Annotated in this window: 14 protein-coding genes; 3 read left to right on the top strand and 11 right to left on the bottom strand. The window is 63.8% G+C overall.

Going from position 1 to position 18,304, the window contains the following annotated elements; genetic code table 11:
* Positions 1-19: 19 nt before the first annotated feature.
* From I6F21_RS20205 to I6F21_RS20170, 8 genes are all read right to left on the bottom strand, one after another.
* Entirely contained in the window at positions 20-400 is a 381-nt protein-coding gene (locus tag I6F21_RS20205) for a carboxymuconolactone decarboxylase family protein (RefSeq protein WP_036011548.1), read from the bottom strand.
* A 29-nt stretch (positions 401-429) separates the two neighbouring features.
* The gene (locus tag I6F21_RS20200; RefSeq protein WP_036011543.1) at positions 430-1,665 is read right to left on the bottom strand and encodes an ABC transporter substrate-binding protein; all 1,236 of its coding nucleotides are present in this window, start codon (positions 1,663-1,665) and stop codon (positions 430-432) included.
* A 31-nt stretch (positions 1,666-1,696) separates the two neighbouring features.
* Positions 1,697-2,929 (bottom strand): ABC transporter substrate-binding protein, encoded by a 1,233-nt coding sequence (locus I6F21_RS20195; RefSeq protein WP_225140411.1) that lies wholly within the window; start codon positions 2,927-2,929, stop codon positions 1,697-1,699.
* Between the two features lie 32 nt (positions 2,930-2,961).
* On the bottom strand, positions 2,962-3,669 hold the full coding sequence (locus I6F21_RS20190) for an ABC transporter ATP-binding protein (RefSeq protein ID WP_036011537.1): 708 nt from the start codon (positions 3,667-3,669) through the stop codon (positions 2,962-2,964).
* Complete coding sequence (locus I6F21_RS20185; RefSeq protein WP_225140456.1) at positions 3,656-5,428, bottom strand: branched-chain amino acid ABC transporter ATP-binding protein/permease; 1,773 nt, start codon at positions 5,426-5,428, stop codon at positions 3,656-3,658. The genes I6F21_RS20190 and I6F21_RS20185 overlap by 14 nt, the downstream gene beginning before the upstream one ends.
* Before the next feature lie 2 nt (positions 5,429-5,430).
* On the bottom strand, positions 5,431-6,366 hold the full coding sequence (locus I6F21_RS20180; protein ID WP_036011532.1) for a branched-chain amino acid ABC transporter permease: 936 nt from the start codon (positions 6,364-6,366) through the stop codon (positions 5,431-5,433).
* A 79-nt stretch (positions 6,367-6,445) separates the two neighbouring features.
* Positions 6,446-7,840, bottom strand: a complete 1,395-nt coding sequence (locus tag I6F21_RS20175) for an MmgE/PrpD family protein (protein WP_225140410.1) — start codon at positions 7,838-7,840, stop codon at positions 6,446-6,448.
* A gap of 30 nt (positions 7,841-7,870) precedes the next feature.
* Positions 7,871-8,764, bottom strand: a complete 894-nt coding sequence (locus I6F21_RS20170; RefSeq protein ID WP_225140409.1) for an NAD(P)-dependent oxidoreductase — start codon at positions 8,762-8,764, stop codon at positions 7,871-7,873.
* Between the two features lie 247 nt (positions 8,765-9,011).
* Here I6F21_RS20170 and I6F21_RS20165 point away from each other — a divergent pair, with 247 nt between their 5' ends.
* The 3 genes from I6F21_RS20165 to I6F21_RS20155 are packed head-to-tail and all read left to right on the top strand — an operon-like array spanning position 9,012 to position 11,600.
* Positions 9,012-10,364 (top strand): MmgE/PrpD family protein, encoded by a 1,353-nt coding sequence (locus tag I6F21_RS20165; protein ID WP_225140408.1) that lies wholly within the window; start codon positions 9,012-9,014, stop codon positions 10,362-10,364.
* 28 nt (positions 10,365-10,392) lie between these two features.
* Positions 10,393-10,782, top strand: coding sequence for a carboxymuconolactone decarboxylase family protein (locus tag I6F21_RS20160; RefSeq protein ID WP_036011521.1), 390 nt, complete (start codon positions 10,393-10,395; stop codon positions 10,780-10,782).
* Between the two features lie 8 nt (positions 10,783-10,790).
* Positions 10,791-11,600: an N-acyl homoserine lactonase family protein gene (locus I6F21_RS20155; protein WP_225140407.1), complete on the top strand. Its 810-nt coding sequence runs from the start codon at positions 10,791-10,793 to the stop codon at positions 11,598-11,600.
* A gap of 455 nt (positions 11,601-12,055) precedes the next feature.
* On the opposite strand, the gene I6F21_RS20150 is transcribed toward I6F21_RS20155, so the two are convergent.
* The 3 genes from I6F21_RS20150 to I6F21_RS20140 all read right to left on the bottom strand — a co-directional run bounded on the left by I6F21_RS20150 (position 12,056) and on the right by I6F21_RS20140 (position 18,293).
* Positions 12,056-13,396 (bottom strand): amidohydrolase family protein, encoded by a 1,341-nt coding sequence (locus I6F21_RS20150; RefSeq protein WP_225140406.1) that lies wholly within the window; start codon positions 13,394-13,396, stop codon positions 12,056-12,058.
* Between the two features lie 539 nt (positions 13,397-13,935).
* Positions 13,936-17,055, bottom strand: coding sequence for a multidrug efflux RND transporter permease subunit (locus I6F21_RS20145; protein WP_225140405.1), 3,120 nt, complete (start codon positions 17,053-17,055; stop codon positions 13,936-13,938).
* Entirely contained in the window at positions 17,052-18,293 is a 1,242-nt protein-coding gene (locus I6F21_RS20140; protein ID WP_225140404.1) for an efflux RND transporter periplasmic adaptor subunit, read from the bottom strand. Before I6F21_RS20140 ends, I6F21_RS20145 begins: the two co-directional genes overlap by 4 nt.
* Between the last annotated feature and the right edge of the window lie 11 nt (positions 18,294-18,304).

The following is an 18,304-nucleotide window of genomic DNA, read 5'->3' as shown; positions in this document are numbered from 1 at the left end:
CATCGCAGCCCGCCCGCCCTTATTTCTTGTCGAGCTCGGCGAAGACTTCCTTCGCGTTCCGGAACGCGTCCACGCCGGCCGGCACGCCGCAATAGATCGCGACCTGCATGAAAACCTCGCGGATCTCCTCTTTGGTCGCGCCATTGGCGAGGGCGCCGCGGACGTGGGTCTTCAGTTCGTGCGGACGGTTGAGCGCGCAGAGCATCGCCAGATTGAGGAAGCTGCGCGTCTTTCGCGTCAGCCCTTCGCGGCCCCAGACGTAACCCCAGCAATACTCGGTGGTCAGATCCTGCATCGGGCGGTTGAACTCGTCCGCGGACGCGATCGCCTTGTCGACGAACTCGCTGCCGAGCACGCTTTTGCGGATTTCGAGACCGCGGTCGTAGGTCGCCTTGTCCATTCTGTTCTCCGTTTGGCTTTCGAGCGGTATCAGGTCTTGGGCCAGAACGGCTTCGCCAGCGCGAGCTCGGGCGGGAACACCGTCACCGGCACGCCGGATTGCCACTGCACGATGGTCATGCCGGCGCCGACGCGGCGGCCTTTCTGGTCGAACTTGATTTCGCCCAGCGGGTAATATTTCGAGGGGCCTGCATCCATGGTGCGCAGCGCTTCGCCGACGGCAACGCGGTCGGCCTTGCCGGCCTTCTCCAGCGCGTCCTTGATCACCCACATGTCGCCATAGGTGGAGATCGCATTCTGCGTCATCCACGGCTCCTTGTAGCGGGTCTTCAACTCGGCGATCAGCGCCTCGTGGCCCTTGGCGCCCCAGCTCGCAACGCAGGTCAGGACTCCCTGGAGCAGTTCCGGGCTCACGGTCTGCAGCATGTCCGGTTCGGCGATGGCGATGCCGAACGAGATGGTCGGCACCTTGCCCTGGCCGAGGCCGAACTCGTTCATCTTCTCGAGCAGCAGCTTGGCGTCGGAGATCACCGTCGGCAGGAAGAAGAGCAGGTCGGGCTTGGCCGAGCGAATCTTCTGAACCAGCGACGTCGCGTCCGCCAGCGGCGGCGTGAAGGTCTCGTCCACGATCAGCTGCAGCTGGTTCTCTGCCAAGAGGCCCTCGCGCATCGATTTCGCCGAGGCGATCGACGCGGCCGTGTTGTCGGTGAGGATCGCGACCGTCTTCGGCCGCTTGCCCGATGCCGTCTCGGCCAGCTTGATGATTTGCGGCAAGGCCTGACGGGCCTGTGAGGCTGCCGTGGCCGAGGTCTGGAACACGTATTTGAAGCCGCGATCCGTGATCAGATCGGAGTAGGAGAGGGTGAGGACGGGCAAGTTGGCGCGTTCCGTGACCTCGGTGACCGCGAGCGTGAAGGATGACAGGTAGGCGCCGCTTGCCGCGACCAGGTCGCTCTCCTGCGCCACCATACGCTGGGCGGCGTTCTTGGCCTTCTCAGTTGTGTCGCCGGAATCGAGCACCACGAGCTTCAGCTTGGCGCCGCCGAGCGCCTTGACTCCGCCTTGCGCGTTGATGTGCTCGACCGCCATCTCGGCGCCCTGACGCATCACCGTGCCGGGACGGGCGTAGATGCCGGAGATCGGCACCAAGAGGCCGACTTTCACCTCAGATGGCTGCTGTGCCCAGGCACGGGAAGCGATCAGCGTGCCGGACGCGCCCGCAAGCAGTGTTCGACGGGTGATCCTGATCTTGCTCGTTGTTCTCATGACAATCCTCCTCCCTGAAAAGCGTGCGATGCTATTTCTTCGGCCAGAACGGCTGCGCCTGCGCGAGCTCGGGCGGATAGACGGTGACTGGCACGCCCGATTGCCATTGCACGATGACGACGCCGGCGCCGACCCTGCGGCCCTTCTCGTCGAACTTGAGCTGTCCGCCGGGATAGTATTTCGACGGTCCGGCATCCATGGTGCGGAAGGCCTGCGCGACCGCATTGCGGTCGGCCTTACCGGCCTTTTCCAAGGCTTCCTTCATCAGCCACATGTCGCCATAGGTCGAGATGACGTTCTGCGTCATCCAGGGCTCCTTGTATTTCGCCTTGAGCTCGGCGATCAGAGCCTCGTGACCTTTCGAGCCCCAATTGGCGACGATGGTCATGATGCCCTGCACTGTCTCCGGGCTCACGCTCTGCAGCATGTCCGGTTCGGCGATGGTGATGCTGAAGGACACGGTCGGGATCTTGCCCTGGCCAAGGCCAAACTCGCTGATCTTCTCGAGCCCCAGCTTGGCGTCAGAGACCGCGTTCGGCATGAACAGCAGCAGATCGGGCTTGGCCGAGCGAACCTTCTGAATCAGCGGCGTCGCATCCGACAGCGGCGGGGTCCAGACTTCCTCGACGACGAGCTGGAGGCCTTCCTGCGCGAACAGCTTCTCCTTCAGCGCCTTGGCCGTGGCAACCGAAGTCGCGGTGTTGTCCATCAACATCGCGACCGTCTTCGGCTTCTTGCCCGAGGCGTTCTCCGCGAGCTTCATCAGAGTCGGCAAGCCGAGCTCGGACTGGCGGCTCGCGGTCGCGGCGGTCTGGAAGATGTATTTGAAACCGCGGTCGGTCAGAAGGTCCGAATAGGACAGCGTCAGCACCGGCAGCTCGGCACGCTCGGTTACCTCGGTGACCGCCAGCGTGAAGGACGACAGATAGGCGCCGGTGGCCGCGACGAGATCCGGCTCCTGCGCCACCATGCGTTGCGCCGCGTTCTTGGCCTTCTCGGTGGTGTCGCCGCAATCGATCACGACGAGCTTCAGCTTGGCGCCGCCGAGCGCCTTGATGCCGCCCTGCGCGTTGATGTGCTCGATACCCATCTCGGCGCCCATCTTCATCACCTGGCCGGGGCGGGTGTAGATACCCGACAACGGCACGATCAGTCCGACCTTGATCTCGGCCGGTGTCTGCGCGCGTGCCACGCCGGCAAGGCCCACGACGGCGGCGCCGGACAGCACGGTCCGTCGCGAGAGGCCCTTCGATGTCTTGTCCACTATGTTCTCTCCCTTGTCATTTTTTCTTGTCGTCACATGCCGAGATAGGCCTTGCGCACGCGATCGTCGGCGCGCAGCGTGTCGTTGTTGCCTTCGAGCACGACATGGCCGGCTTCGAGGACGTAGCCGTGGTCCGCGGATTCCAGCGCTTCCGCCACGCGCTGCTCGACCAGCAGCATGGTCAGCCCGGACTGGCGGCGAATCTCGATCAGCCGATCGAAGATGAAGTCGGCTGTTGAGGGCGCCAGCCCCATCGAGGGTTCGTCCAGCATCAAGAGTTTCGGCGAGGAGGCGAGGCCGCGGCCGATCGCGAGCATCTGCTGCTGGCCGCCTGACATCGTGCCCGCGAACTGGCTGCGACGCTCCTTCAGCACCGGAAGCCATTCGAAGATGCGCTCGATGTTGCTCTGCCAGTCGCGTCGACCGCTCTCCGTCATCGCACCCATCTCCAGATTCTCCATCACGGTCAGTGAAGGGAAGACCTGGCGGCCCTCGGGGACGTGGGCGATGCCGAGATGGGCGCGCTGCGGCGGCGGCACTGCGAGGAGGTCGACGCCGTCGAAGGTGATGGCCCCGCCGCTCGGCTTGACGATGCCGGAGATGGTCTTGAACAGCGTGGTCTTGCCGGCGCCGTTGGGTCCGACGATGGCGACGAACTGGCCGGCGCCGACATTGATCGAGATGTCGTTCAGCACGGGTTTGGCGGAATAGCCCGCGCTCAATCCCTCAATTCGCAGCATGGCCCACCCATTTTTTGCCGAGATAGGCCTCGATCACACGGTTGTCGCGCGTCACCACTTCCGGCAGGCCTTCGGTGATGACGGCGCCGTGGTCGAGTACGACGAACCTGTCGACCAGCCGAACCATCGCCTGCATCGTGTGCTCGATGATCGCGATGGTCATACCGTCGCGCGCGAGCTGCTGGATCACGGCGACGACCTCGTCCGCCTCGCCGTGGCCGAGGCCCGCGAGGGTCTCGTCGAGCAGCAGGATGCGTGGTTGGCCGGCGATCGCGCGGGCAAGCTCCATCAGCCGCAGCTCCTTGGTCGAAAGCTCGCCGGCGACGCGGTCGGCGACGGCGGAGAGCCCGACACGGGCAACTGCATCGGCGGCAAGCTTGCGAGCTTCGTCGTCGGACCGCGCGCGCACATAGGCACCGACCACGACGTTGTCGAGGATCGACATGCGCAGGAATGGTCGCATCACCTGGAAGGTGCGGCCGATGCCGGCCTCGCAGATCACGTGCGGCCGTTGGCCGGACATGTTGCGGCCATCGATCAGCACCTCACCCTCGCTCGGCTTCAGGAAGCCGTTGAGGAGATTGAACAGCGTGGTCTTGCCGGCGCCGTTGGGGCCGATGATGCCGAGTATCTCGTTCTGGTGCAGCTTGAAGCTGACATCCTGCACCGCCTTGAGGCCGCCGAAGGACCGCGACAGGTTCTTGACTTCGAGCATGACTTCCCCGGTGGCGGCCCGCTGTCGGGGGGCGGGCTTCAGCGTGGTGACGTTGGCAGCCGATGTTTCGGGCAGGTCGGAGGCGGCCGCATTAGGCGCGATCCGTTTGCGCAGGAGATCGCGCAGCTTCCAGAACAGGCCTTCCGGGGCCAGCAGGATGACGCAGACGATGGCGAAGCCGAAGATCACGCCCTGGATGCCGGGGAAGCGCGCGCCGGCTTCGGCATGCAGTATCTCGGCGAGCGGGATCAGGATCACGGAGCCGATCACCGGCCCCCAGACCGTGCCGACGCCGCCGAACATCGCGACCGTCAGCGCCTGGGCCGACACCAGCATGCCGAACACCGATTGCGGCGTCACGACCAATAACACCTGCGCGTAAAAGCCGCCGATCGCCGCGGCAATGGCCCCGCTAAGCGTGATCGCGCGCAGCTTCCAGGCGAGCGTATTGATCCCGGCTGCCTCGGCGGCGGCCTCGTTCTGCTTGATTGCGAGCAGTGCCATGCCGAAGCGGGAGCGCTCGATGAATTGCGTCAGCACGATGGTGGCAAGCATGATTGCGAGTCCCAGCAGCGTGTAGATGCGCGGATCGGCGAATTGCATGTAGGCGATCGGCGCGTCGCGCTTGATCGGAAGCGTCACCTCCTGGAAGCCGAGCCACTCGAACACGTAGAGGATGGCAAGCGGGTAGGCGAGCATCGCCAGGGCGAAATAGTGGCCCTGGAGGCGGAAGGTGGGAAATCCGATCAGCAGCCCGGCGATGCCGCCGAGCACGGCGGCGATGGGGATCAGCAGCCAGGGCGATATGTCGAAATAGATCTGGCCGAGCGCGGTGGCATAGGCGCCGATGCCGAAGAAGGCGGCATGGCCGAACGAGACAAGTCCGGTGTAGCCGCTGAGCAGGTTCCAGGACAGGCCGAACACCGCCCACACCGGCACCAGCGTCAGGATCAGCTGGTAGTAGGAATTAGTGACGCCGAGCGACAGCGCGGCATAGGCGATGGTGAAGAGCAGGGGAGGAAGAAAGGAGCGCATCCGGAGCATGATCACGTCCTCTCCACCATCCGCCCGAAGAAGCCTTGCGGTCGGAAGAAGATGATGAGGAGGAAGACGGCGAAGATCGCGGCGTTCTGCAGCTGCGTCGGCAGGATCAGCGTCGACATCTGCTGCACGAGCCCGATCGTCATGCCGCCCCAGAACGCGCCGATGATGCTGCCCATGCCGCCGAGCACGACGCCCGCATACATGACGATGACGTATTCGAGGCCGACGAACGGGTGGAACGGATAGTTCGTAGCGAGGAGGCCGCCGGCGATCGCCGTGATGCCGCAGCCGAGCGCGAAGGCGGTTCGGTGCGCGCGGTCGACGTCGATGCCCATATAGGTCGCGGCGGTCGGATTATCCGCGGCGGCGCGAAGCGATTTGCCGATCCGCGTGCGCGTGATCAGCAGCGAAAGCAGGATCATCATGATCAGCGAAACGATCATGTCGATGCTGCGCGCCTTGTTGAGAAAGATGCTCATGTCGAAGAAGGGGCCGAGCTCCCAGGCCGAGCTCGACAGCGGCGTGCGGATCGAGGCCAGCACCGAGCCGAACACGATGAGGCCGCCGTTCTGCAGGATCAGCGCGATGCCCAGCGTGAGGATCAGCTGGGCGTAGTGTCCCTCGCCTTCGAGCGAGGCGGTGCGCGTCCCCGAGACGTGCGAGATCAGTGCCCGGTGGACGAAGTAGCCGAATACGGCAAGCACGGGGCCGGCCAGCAGGATGGAGACGAACGGTCCGACCGCATTGCCGAAGAACGACTGAACGCCGGCGGCGGTGAACAGATAGAAGGCAGTGTACATGCCGAGCATCATGAAATCGCCATGGGCGAAGTTGATGACGCGCATGACGCCGAAGATCAGGCCGAGCCCGACGCACATCAGGCCGTAGACGGCGCCGATCAGAAGGCCCGCGGCGAGCGCTTGCAAAAATCCTTCCATCAGCTTCGCCTCCGCGCGGCTGACGAACCTAAGCGGGTCTCGAAGTCGACCATGTTTCCCCCGTACTCTCCGGCACTTCTTATGATGCCGATCGTAAAACCCGTTCCGCCGTGTCCAGGCGGCATAGTGCTGCGATGTCGCCGGCATTGCCGAGCCGTTCGCAGTCCTCGATGAGTTGCTCCAACCGGCACGCGCGGTCCTCACCGAGGACTCCCTGAGCGGCAGTGCGAAAGCGCTTGCGAATATCTGAAGGCGTTGCGGCGATGACGTCGGGTAGCGCGTGCCGGATCGTCCGGCCGCTCTGCAGATGCACGGTCACATCCGCGCCCTGCTTGTCGGGGAACGCGGTAGTGAAGCCGACATCCGGCTCAAGCTTCGTGATCGCAACCAGGCGGATGATATCGACATCATCGAGTTCGGCGTAGTTGCCTTCCTCGATCTCGCCCCTCACGAGGGTGGCCGCGACGCTGAAGGGAATGCTCATCTTGGCCTGGAGCGCGTTCCGATACGGGCCGGTGGAGGCGCACCCAGGATAGCGCACGGCGGCATCGGGAGCGCGAACGACGACGCTGTCGATCTCCTCGGTGCCGGCGAGTTCGTGCGAGACGCGAAGGGCCGCTTGCGCGGCGGTCTGCGCGAAATTGCAGGCCGGGACCGGCTTGTTGTAGACCGCCACGATCTCGCATTCGCCATTCGGGAACAGCGCGATGCTGTCGGGCGCGGCCCGGCGACCATAGGCGGCGAACAGGCCCGCTTCGCCTTCGAGGATCGTTTCGGAGCCGAAAGCGCCGGCTGCGGCGAGGCCGATTGCCTTGATCGCATTGCTGGCGGCGAAGCCCGGATGAAAATACATGTCGGAGCCGCCTGCATGCGGCCACTCGTTGAGACCGCTGGACGTGTTGGCTGCGATCGCGATGGCGCTGGTCGCTGCGTCTTCGGACAGGTTGAGCGCGAAACTTCCGGCGAGCGCCGCGCCCAGAGGGGCCACGAGGCCGGTCGGACGATAGAGCCGGGCGAGATCGGAGGTCAGCAACGCGCGGCCGATCCGCGCGCCGGTCTCATAGCCGATTATCGCGGCTGCGAGCAGCCTTGAGCCGTGCAGCTGCGACTGTTCGGACAGCGCGAGCAATGTGGGCCAGATCACCACGCCGTGGTGCGCAATGCTGGCGGCATGCATGTCTTCCCGCACGAGTCCGTGCCCCATCACGGCATTGGCGAAGGCGGCATCGGCCGGCAAGGAGAGTCGCGACATTCCGACGATGGTTGCGCTGCCGCCACCTTGTGCGATCGCGATTGCCTGACGACTCCAGGGATGATGGCCCGCCTCGAAGGCGCAGGACAGGAAGTCGAGCAGGCAGAGCTTGGCCTTGGCGACCACTTCAGGCCCGAAATCTCCGAGATCAACGGCAAGTGCGCTCCGCGCCATCTGGCGCGCGAGCGATACCTTGTCTGATCCGGTCGGGCCGTTCGTCATCGCAAGTGTTTCTCCCAAAGGCTCTTGCGCTCAGCCGCGCATCTCGACTCCGGCCCACTCCTCGAGCACCTTGGCGATCGAGGTGAAATCGGATGACGGGCCGTATTTGGCGTTGGTGATCGCCAGCATCTGCCGTACCACTGCGCCGCAGACCATCGGCACGCCCATGGCCTCGGCCTCGTCCACGCAGAGACGGACGTCCTTGTAGGAAAGGCCGGTGGCGAATCCGAAATCGAACGTGCCCGGCAGCACCGAACGGGGAAATTTGTCTTCGGAGGCGCTGTTGCGGCCGCTGCTGGCGTTGATGATATCGATCAGCACCTTGGCGTTGACGCCGCCCTTGACGCCCATGGCGACCGCTTCCGACGTGATCACCAGCGCCGCCGCCGCCATCAGATTGTTGGCGAGCTTGGCGGTCTGCGCCACGCCGGGCTTGTCGCCGGTGTAGAACAGCTTGCCGAAATTCTTCAGGATCGGCTGCACGATGTCGTAAGTCGCTTGCGGGCACGATACCATAACGGCAAGCGTGCCGTTCACGGCGCCCTTGATGCCGCCGCTGACGGGCGCATCGACCAGCGTCATGCCTTTGGCTTTCAGCCCTTCCGCAACGAGCTTCGCCGCGCCGGGACCAGAGGTCGAGAGATCAACGACGATCTTGGCGCGGTTGCCGCTGCTGATGCCGTCCTCGCCGAGAGTGACGGCCTTGACGATGTCTGGCGTCGGCAGACTGGCGAGCACGATGTCGGCGCGCGAGGCGACGTCGGCCGGCGACTTGCCGACCAAGGCGCCGCGCTTGACCAGCGGCTGCGTCGCGTAGGCCTGCGTGTCGTAGACGACGAGCGAATAGCCCGCGTCCATCAACCGCCCCGCCATGGGGCCGCCCATGCGGCCCGTTCCGATCACACCGAGCGTCTCTCCCGCCATCGTTCACTCCCTCTCGCGCGATCCCACGCGGGGCGCGCCGTCTTGATCTTGTCGTTGTCAGTTCGCCGGCCGGCCCTGACGACCGCCGTCGTTGCGGCGGCGGGTTCCCGTGCCAGCGTGCCGGATTGTTATGATTGTCAGACAAGCTGTCAAGCATAACATTTGGGGTCGACAGTTTGCCGCGGATCGGCATAAGGTCCGAAAAACGAGGAAGACGCCCCGCGTGCCGCAAGACCCAATTCCCAGCGTGAGCAGGACGCTCGCCGATTTCGTCGCGGCGACGTCGTGGGCGGACGTGGAGGCGCAGAGCGGCGAGGCGCGACGCTCGATTCTGAATTTCTTCGCCACGGCACTCGGCTCCGCACGCGATCCGGTGGTGATGGCGGCGATGCGAACCCTGTCGCCGTTCAGCGGCGCCGCGACCGCGACGGTCATCGGTCATTCGCAGCCGATGGACGCGATGTGCGCATCGTTTCTCAACGCCATCTCGGCCAATCTGCTCGATTTCGATGACACCCATCCCGAGACGATCATTCATCCGGCGGCACCGGTCGCAGCTCCAGTCCTCGCACTCGCGGAGACGCATAAACTGTCTGGACGCGAATTGTTGACGGCGTTCATCCTCGGTGTGGACGTCGAATGCCGCATCGGCGCCGCCGTTTCGCCGCGCCATTATGCGCGCGGCTGGCACATCACTTCGACCTGCGGGATCTTTGGCGCCGCGGCGGCTTGCGCCAAACTATTGGGCCTGCCCGCGGAGGGCATTGCGAATGCCATCGGGCTCGCGGCGAGCCAGTCGGCCGGCAATGTCGAGAACCTGCCCAGTGCCGCGAAGAATGTCAGCGTCGGTAACGCGGCGCGCAACGGTTTGTTTGCGGCGCTGCTTGCAGAGCAGGGTTATGAGGCAGCCCCCCACGCCATTGAAGGCCCGCTCGGTTGGGCACGCACCATGGGTGACGAGCCGGATATTGCCCGCTTGCTTGATGGTCTCGGCAAGACCTTTGAGATCGCCAAGAACACCTACAAGCCCTATCCCGCCGGCATCGTTTTTCATGCGGTCATTGATGCCTGCCTTCAGTTGCGGGAGCGGATCGGTCGGCGATTCGACCAGATTGACACCGTGACCGTTCAAGGCTCGACGCTGCTGCTTGCGCGCGGCGACCGCCCCGTCAACAACGAGCGCGATGCGCGCGTCAGCATCCATCATTGCGTGGCGTGCGGATTGCTGCTCGGCAGAGCCGGCGTTGCCGAGTTTGCACGCGAGACGGTCGTCCGGCCCGATATTGTGCAGCTGCGGCAGAAGGTGAGGGCGGAGTGGGATGACGGGATGCCGGATGGTGCGGCACGCGTGACCGTGCGCCTGTCGTCCGGCGAGGTTTTCACCGAGACCGTCATCTCGCCGCGCGGCAGCCGGGCAGCGCCGCTTGAAGATCGCGATCTCGAGGCCAAGCTGCGCGAAAGCGTGCGAACGGGCCAGAGCAATTGGGACGCGGACGGTGTCATCGACGCCGTCTGGCGTCTCGATGCGGTGGCTGACGTCGCCGAACTGCTGCGATCGTTGTGGCCGCCCTCGGCGATGCGCCGAACAACTTCCATCTAGACTCTCGCAAGACGTGAAAGGGACGATCATGACCAAGACCGAACTGTTCGAAAAGGGCCTCAAAGTCCGCAAGGAGGTGCTCGGCGAGGACTACGTCAACAAATCGATCGCCGGTGCCGACGAGTTCACGCGCACGATGGCGGAATGGTCCACCGAATTCTGCTGGGGCGCGCTGTGGACGCGGCCCGGCGTCGACCGTCGCACGCGCTCGATCGTCAATTTGGCGATGCTCGGCGCACTGAACCGGCCGCACGAGCTGAAGCTGCACGTGAAGGGCGCGTTGAAGAACGGGCTGACCAAGGAGGAGATCAAGGAGATCCTGCTCCAGGTCGCGGTCTATTGCGGCGTGCCCGCCGGCATCGACGCCTTCCGCAATGCGCGCGAGGCCTTCAACGAGGTCGACGCGGCCGGCTCCTGAGCAAATCCATGGCTGACCCGATCTACGAACTCTTCGCCATCCGCTACGCAACGCGGGATGCGCAGCGGAGCGACCACTTCATCGGCGGCGATCCGCATGACGGGCCGATGCCGATGGACTATTTCATGTGGCTGGCGCGGGGAGGTGGGCGCACCTTCGTCATCGATACCGGATTCAACGCCGAAATTGCGAAGCAGCGCAGGCGGACATTCTTGCGCTGCCCGGTGGAGACTCTTGTGGCGTTCGATATCGAGCCGGCCGAGATCAAGGACGTGATCCTCACACATCTGCACTACGACCATGCCGGCAATTTCGACCGCTTTCCGAACGCACGATTTCATCTCCAGGAGCGCGAGCTTGCCTACGCCACCGGCCGCTACATGCAATATCCGAGGTTGTCGCATTCTTTCGAGGTCGAGGACGTTTGCGGCATCGTGCGGCTGAACTATGCGCGCCGAGTCCTGTTCTACGATGGCGATGCTGAGATCGCTCCCGGGCTGACGGTCCATGCGGCGGGGGGACATTCCGCCGGGCTTCAATTCGTCCGGGCCAACACGCGCCGCGGTCCGGTCGTGCTCGCTTCCGACGTCAGTCATTTCTACGAAAACCTGACCAGCGAGCGTCCTTTTACGACGGCGTTTCATGTCGGCGACATGCTGGCGGGGTTCGACAAACTGCGCGCCGCAGCGCCGGATGCGGACCACATCGTTCCAGGTCACGATCCGCTCGTCATGATGCATTATCCAGCGCCGACCCCGGATCTGGACGGGATCGCGGTCCGCTTGGACGTGGCGCCGTCCGGGCCTGCTCACTCCTAGGGCGGCGAGAGGACCACGCACGGCATCCTTGTCGAGCTTCCGCATCTTCAACTCTGGCACGATCTGCGGCCGATCGGAGACGGCTGACTATCCTGCCAGAAAGCCGCCATCGATGGCGACGACGGTGCCGGTCGCGTATTGCGAGGCCGGCATGCAGAGGAACGCAACCGCGCAGCATCTAGATCATGATGCGGTCAGGTTGGAGGCGCCAAGCGGATTGGAACGAAAGGTCTTCGCCAAGCATCGCTACATCGGCTCGATGTCGATCTTCTTGATGATCCCGGCCCACTTCGTGGACTCGGAGCTCATGAAGTCGGTCAGGCCCTTGGAGTCCATCACATCTCGGCTTACCCAAGCGAAAGGTCTGCGCTGGTTGTTGAAATATCCGGTTTGATGTCCGTCAGGCAGGGTGACAGGCCATCACTATCGGTCACAGGCGCAGCCGTGAGAATAGGTCACTTGGGATTGTTGTCTTTGTAGATGATCCCATCCTTCATGATGACGACAAGCTTATTTGCGGGGTCCTCGATGAGGCGAATGTCTTCCAGCGGATTGCCATCGACGAGCAGGAGATCGGCCAATGCGCCTTCCTCGACCACTCCGATCCTGCCGGGATAAGGATTCCGCGCTCCGGAAAGCGCGAGCAGCTCTCCATTGGTTGAGGTCGCCATCGTCAGCGCTTCCGCCGGCGTGAACCACCGCGTGAGGTCTACGATGCCCTGACCCTGATGCTCTGCCAGTGGCTTCGAGAAGAGGATATCTGTTCCAAAGGCGGTCTTGATCCCAAACTTCTTGACGAACCCGTACACGGTGTCCGTTCCCGCAACAACCTGGCGCATCTGCGCCTGTTGGGCGGGCGGGAGCATGGCTGCGCCGCCGAGGTCTACGAACGGCTGAGTGCTCAGCCAGATTTGCTTCTCGGCGATGAGGCGTGCAGTCGGTTCATCCATGAGATGACCATGCTCGATCACTTTGACGCCCGCGGCGATGGAACGTCGAATTGCGCTCGGTGTATATGCGTGTGTTGCAACATACGTCCCCCAATCGGTGGCGGTTTCGACGGCCGCACGCAAGTCCGCTTCGCTGAATGTGGTCACATCAAGTGGGCTGAAAGGCGAGGCGACGCCTCCCCCTGCCGTCAGCTTGACCTGGGCCGCGCCCTGCATGAGCTGTTCGCGCACGCGCTTGCGGACCTCGTCGGGATCATCCGCGATGATGCTTCCGCCGAGCTGTTCGACGCGGCTTGCTCCGCCCTGACTTTGCGGCAGCTCCCAAAGCTCGCGGAAGTCTCCATGGCCGCCGGAGACCGTGATGACGGCTCCCGATGGATAGATGCGAGGACCCGGGACGAGACCTTCATCGATCGCGCGTTTGAGTGAGAAGGTGGGGCCGCCCATGTCCCTGACTGTCGTGAATCCGCGCATCAGTGTCGCTGTCGCTTCCGCGCTCGCCAGCAGCGTCGTATATCCGAGGTCGCTCGACAGCATCTGCGCGGGTGTCGGACGGACCATCATCGCGTGCCAGTGCATGTCGCTGAGCCCGGGCATCAGCACGCGTCCACCGCCTTGTATGACGCGGGCGTCCACGCGACGATCGGTTGGAATGGGAGCGGTCACGATCCGCTCGATGATGTTTCCGCGGATGACGACATTCGATGGGACGGAAAGCGTCTCGCTCTTCCCGTCAAAGATGCGCACGTTCTCGAAGACGGTGACTGCAATTCGCTCTTGCGGCTCTGCCGGCGTGAGAAAGGTGCACGTCGCAACAATGATCGTGGCACACTCGGCTATCCGCATTTGCAGTGTTCCTTCCTAGCATGTTGTGTTCTCTCGCCAGCGGCGCGGAGCCCGGCGGGAGTTGTCACGCCGCACACGAGTTCGTTCCGATTCGCTCGACCGACGACCATCGGACCGTGACCATTTGGCGAGAGCCATTCATCAGAATATTCGTGGCAAGGTCGGGTCCCTATGCTGCTACATTCGACTTGCGCCAGCTTCCGCTTGATGTGAGCTCCGTTGCACCAAAGGACCCGCGTAGAGGTACGTTCCGCGGATTGAGCGGGGTCCCCGAGCCTTCCAGTCCGCCAGCTTAGAGACGCCGTCTGTCCCGTACATTAGGGATTCTCTGTACACCGGCGGAGCAGGAATCGGGGTGCCAACTGTGGAAATAGCGCTCTATGAAAGCTCTACCCGGGTAAACTTGGTTCAATTTTCTGCGCAGCTTACTAATAATCTCTCGTAATGCGGCAGCGTACTCCTCAATCATCGAAGTAGCTCATCTAAGCCAGACGACATTCTTTCGTTACGTTCTATGTTTTTGTTAGGATCGGGCATTCTTAGCCGCTTTTGATTGTGCCTTTCGCGCGCTCCCGTATGCGCTGGAAGGTGACGTAGAGCATCGGCACCAGGAAGATCCCGATCGAGCTTGCTGCGAGCATACCAGCGAAGACAGCGGTGCCCACTGCTCTGCGGCTCAGCGCGGCAGCTCCGGTCGCAATGACCAGCGGCAGAAGGCCGAGGATGAACGCAAGTGACGTCATCATGACCGCACGAAAACGCATATGGGCACCCTGAACCGCGGCCTCACAGATCGGGATACCCGCCTCCCGCTGTTCCCTCGCAAACTCGACGATCAGGATGCCGTTCTTGGCGGCAAGAGCGATCAGCACAACGAGGCCGATCTGGCCATAGAGGTCGAGATTGAGGCGCGCAATCATGATGCCGAAATAAGATCCGAGCACACCGACGACCACCGACAGCAGCACCGGGATCGGGATCACCGTGCTCTCGTAAAGTGCGACCAGGAACAGATAGGCGAACATCACGGCCAGCGCGAGCACGATTCCGGTCTGACCTGCCGCTCCCTGCTCCTGAAAGGCGGTGCCGGTCCAGGCGAAGTCGTAGCCGGACGGCAGAACGGCGTCGGAGATCTGCGCCATCGCGGATAGCGCGGTGCCCGAAGAGGTCCCCGGCGCAGGGCTGCCGTTCACCGTCACGGAACGATGATTGTTGTAGCGAGTGATGACCTGCGGCCCGGTTACGACCATGACGTCGGCCAGCGCCCGCATCGGCACCATCTCGCCTTTGTTGTTGCGCAGGTAGATCCGCCAGATATCCGAGACGTGGGCGCGATCGGATGCGTCGCCCTGAATGTTGACCTGCCAGGTGCGTCCGAACAGGTTGAAGTTGTTGACGTAGACGCCGCCGAGCGTCGCCTGCAGCGCAATGAAGATGTCATTGACCGCGACGCCTAGCGCTTGGGCCTTTCGCCGGTCGACGTCGAGATAGAGCGACGGATTGGTCGCGGTGAAGGTCGAGAACACCCGCGTGAGCCGCGAATCGGCGTTGGCGGCGCCGATCAGGGCGTTTGTCACGCTCGAAATCGCGGCTGGGCCCTGTCCTTCCAGAGCTTGAAGCTGGTACTCGAATCCGCCGCCGGTGGAGAGGCCGATGATCGGCGGCAGGTTGAACGGCAGCACATTGGCTTGTCGTACCTGGGCACCGGCTGCGAATGTCCTGGAGATTAGCGCCTGCGCCGAGTCTGCGGCCGCTGTCCGGTTGGAAAATGGCTTGAGCCGCGCCACCACCAGTGCGCTGTTCGATTGGGAGACGCCATCGAGCAGTGAAAAGCCGATCACCGCGAGCACGTGATCGACGGCCGGCATCTGTTTCAGGACGTCTTCGATCTGGCGGGTAACCTGGCTGGTGCGTGCGACCGACGCGCCGTCCGGGAGCTGCACCGAGGTGAAGAAGGCGCCCTGGTCCTCCTCCGGCAGGAATCCCGTCGGAGTAATGATCGAGACACCGAAGACGCCGGCGGCGAAGACGGCAACCAGCAGCAGCGAGAGCGCGGCCCGGCGCACGAGGTAGCGGACGCCGTTGCCGTAGCGCTCGCGCAACCAGTCGATGCCGCCGAGTACACGTCCGATGATGCCGCGGGGCCGTCTGCCGTGGCGCATCAGCAGCGCGCACAGTGCAGGGGATAGCGTCAGGGCGTTCAGCGCCGAAATCAACATTGCGGCGCTGATCGTCACGGCGAACTGACGGAACAACGTGCCCGAAATGCCGGGAATGAACGCGATCGGCACGAACACGGAGAGCAGCACCAGAGTGATCGCGATGATCGGCGCGGTGATCTGGGTCATGGCTTTCTTGGTGGCTTCGGCTGGAGCCAGGCTTGGTTCCGCCGCCATGACGCGCTCGACATTCTCCACGACGACGATGGCATCGTCGACGACGATGCCGATGGCGAGGACCATCGCGAGCAGCGATACCGTATTGGCCGAATAGCCGAACGCGAGCAGAACTGCGAACGTGCCGATCAGGCTCACCGGTACTGCGATGGCCGGGATCACCGTCGCACGGAGACTACCGAGGAAGATATAGACCACCAGCATCACGAGGACGAAGGCTTCGGCCGGTGTCCGCAAGACCTCCGCGATCGTGTCCCGAACGAAGCTCGTGGAATCGTATTGGACGAGATAGCTCAGTCCAGGCGGAAATCGCGTTGACAGCCGTTGCATCGTCTCGGCCACCGCTCGCGCCGTGGTCACCGCGTTCGCTCCCGGCGCAAGGTAGACTGCGATCGGAACGGCGGCGCGCCCGTCGATCCGCGCCTCGCTGTCGACGTTTTGCGCACCGATCTCGACGCGCGCGACATCTTTCACCAGCAGCGAGGATCCGTCGGGATTTGCGCGCAGCACGATGTTGGCGAATTGATCGGCACTGGCGAGTCGGCCGAGGGTCTGCACGTTGAATTGGAACTGCTGATCGTCGCTGATCGGCCGCGCGCCGATGCGGCCGACGGCAGCTTGGACGCTCTGCGCGCGGATGGCGGCAATCACGTCCGACGGGGTCAAGCTGAGGCTGGTGAGCCGCTGCGAATCGAACCAGATTCGCATCGAATAGTTCATCTTTGCGAACAGGTTCGCTTGGCCGACGCCCGGCGTGCTCGCGATCGCGTCCAGCGCGTTGATGATGGCGTAGTTGGTGATGAAGAGGGGATCCTGCTGGCCGTCGGCGCTGTAGAGCACGAGGAACTGCAGGATCGACGAGGATCGCTTCTGCACCCTCACGCCTTGCTGCTGCACCTCCGTCGGCAACTGCGACAGCGCGCTCTGCACGCGATTATTGACATTGACCGTGTTGATGTCGGCATTGGTGCCATGCGCGAACGAAATGGTGAGCGTGTAGCTGCCGTCATTGCCGCTTGTCGATTTCATGTAGAGCGCGCGGTCGACGCCGATCACCTGCGCTTCGAGAGGCTGGGCGACGCTGCTTTCCACGACCTCGGCGGACGCGCCTGGGAAGGTCGCGGAGACGGTCACCTGCGGCGGCACGATATCCGGAAATTGCGCCACGGGAATTTGCGTGAGTGCCAACGCGCCGGCGATGGTGATGAGAAGTGCGATCACTATCGCAAGGCGCGGACGATCGACGAAGACGCCCGATATCATGGAGTGCGGTCCGCGGCGTGGGGCCGGATCGGAGTGCCGCGGCCGCTCCGCGGTGGCGCCTCGCTCGCTGCGCCGTCCATGCTCGACCGCAGGAGTGCGCTTGCTGCATCCGGAGCGACGGTCTGACCCGCGCGAACCCGCTGCAACCCTTCGGCGATCACCTTGTCGCCGGCAGCAAGCCCGCCGATGACGGCGGCAATTGTTGCGGTCGATTGTCCGAGCTGAACGCGCCGCTCCTCTGCCTTATTGTCCTTGCCGACGACGAGAACATAGTCGCCGCGCTGGTCGGACAACACCGCCGCGCGTGGGATCGCAAGTACTTCGATCGGCTGGACGCCTTCGAGCAGAACGGTGACGAACTCGCCGTCGGTCAGCTCGTGCGCGGTCACGCCTGCGGCAGACGGGGCGCGCAAGATCGGGTTGGCAATCTCGCCGCGGACCATGATCGTGTCGGTATTCTGGGCGATGCTGTTGTCGACGAAGTTCAGTCTGCCGGACTGACCGTACGTACGGCCGTCCGGCAGCCGCAGCCTGATCGTCACCGCCTCGAGACCGCCTTGTGGGAGGTACCGCTCGCGCAGCTCGAGCCCCTCTCGCAGCGGCACCGGGAAAGTGACGTGCATCGGGTCCTGGCTGACGATCGTGGTCAGCACGCCGGAGGAGGGCCCGACGATGTTGCCTTCGGTTACCGCCGTGCGACCGATCTTGCCGTCGATCGGAGCATTGATGACGGTGTAGTCGAGATTGATTTGGGAGGCCTGGACCTGCGCCTGGGCAGCCTGGACCTGGGCCTGTAAGCTGCGCTGGGTGGCGAGCGCGGCGTCATAGGTCGATTGCTGCCCGGCCGGCCCGCCGAGAAGGGTGTGCGCGCGCTCCGTCGTCAGCCTGGCGTTTTCCAGCATCGCCTCGAGTTGCGCCACCTGCGCCTGCTTGGCTGCGAGATCGGCCTCGAATGGGCCGCGCTCCAGCCGATAGAGCTGGTCGCCCTTGTTGATCTCGGCACCCTCGTTGAACAGCCGCTGCTCCAGAGCGGCGGTGACACGGGCCGTCACGTTGACCCGGTTGACCGCCTCAACTCGGCCGAGGAACTCGTTGCTTTCGGTGATCAGCCGGCGCGTTGCCTCCACAACGCCGACGGCAGGCGTGGAAGGCGTCGGCTGGGTCCGGACAGTCCCGCCGATCGAGACCGTAACCAATCCTGCCGCCAGTAATCTGGTCGCGACGTCAGCAAGGTTCATGGTCCGCTCCG

Source organism: Bradyrhizobium sp. NBAIM03 (genome assembly GCF_020194055.1).
GTDB lineage: Bacteria > Pseudomonadota > Alphaproteobacteria > Rhizobiales > Xanthobacteraceae > Bradyrhizobium > Bradyrhizobium yuanmingense.
The sequence above is the reverse complement of the archived record's forward strand: the minus strand, read 5'-3'. Positions and strand labels throughout refer to the sequence as shown.

Coding starts and splice junctions, on each gene's coding strand:
- I6F21_RS20205 (WP_036011548.1), bottom strand. CDS start 400: ATGGACAAGGCGACCTACGACCGCGGTCTCGAAATCCGCAAAAGCGTG.
- I6F21_RS20160 (WP_036011521.1), top strand. CDS start 10,393: ATGACCAAGACCGAACTGTTCGAAAAGGGCCTCAAAGTCCGCAAGGAG.
- I6F21_RS20200 (WP_036011543.1), bottom strand. CDS start 1,665: ATGAGAACAACGAGCAAGATCAGGATCACCCGTCGAACACTGCTTGCG.
- I6F21_RS20145 (WP_225140405.1), bottom strand. CDS start 17,055: ATGATATCGGGCGTCTTCGTCGATCGTCCGCGCCTTGCGATAGTGATC.
- I6F21_RS20170 (WP_225140409.1), bottom strand. CDS start 8,764: ATGGCGGGAGAGACGCTCGGTGTGATCGGAACGGGCCGCATGGGCGGC.
- I6F21_RS20180 (WP_036011532.1), bottom strand. CDS start 6,366: ATGGAAGGATTTTTGCAAGCGCTCGCCGCGGGCCTTCTGATCGGCGCC.
- I6F21_RS20150 (WP_225140406.1), bottom strand. CDS start 13,396: ATGCGGATAGCCGAGTGTGCCACGATCATTGTTGCGACGTGCACCTTT.
- I6F21_RS20155 (WP_225140407.1), top strand. CDS start 10,791: ATGGCTGACCCGATCTACGAACTCTTCGCCATCCGCTACGCAACGCGG.
- I6F21_RS20190 (WP_036011537.1), bottom strand. CDS start 3,669: ATGCTGCGAATTGAGGGATTGAGCGCGGGCTATTCCGCCAAACCCGTG.
- I6F21_RS20185 (WP_225140456.1), bottom strand. CDS start 5,428: ATGCTCCGGATGCGCTCCTTTCTTCCTCCCCTGCTCTTCACCATCGCC.
- I6F21_RS20140 (WP_225140404.1), bottom strand. CDS start 18,293: ATGAACCTTGCTGACGTCGCGACCAGATTACTGGCGGCAGGATTGGTT.
- I6F21_RS20175 (WP_225140410.1), bottom strand. CDS start 7,840: ATGACGAACGGCCCGACCGGATCAGACAAGGTATCGCTCGCGCGCCAG.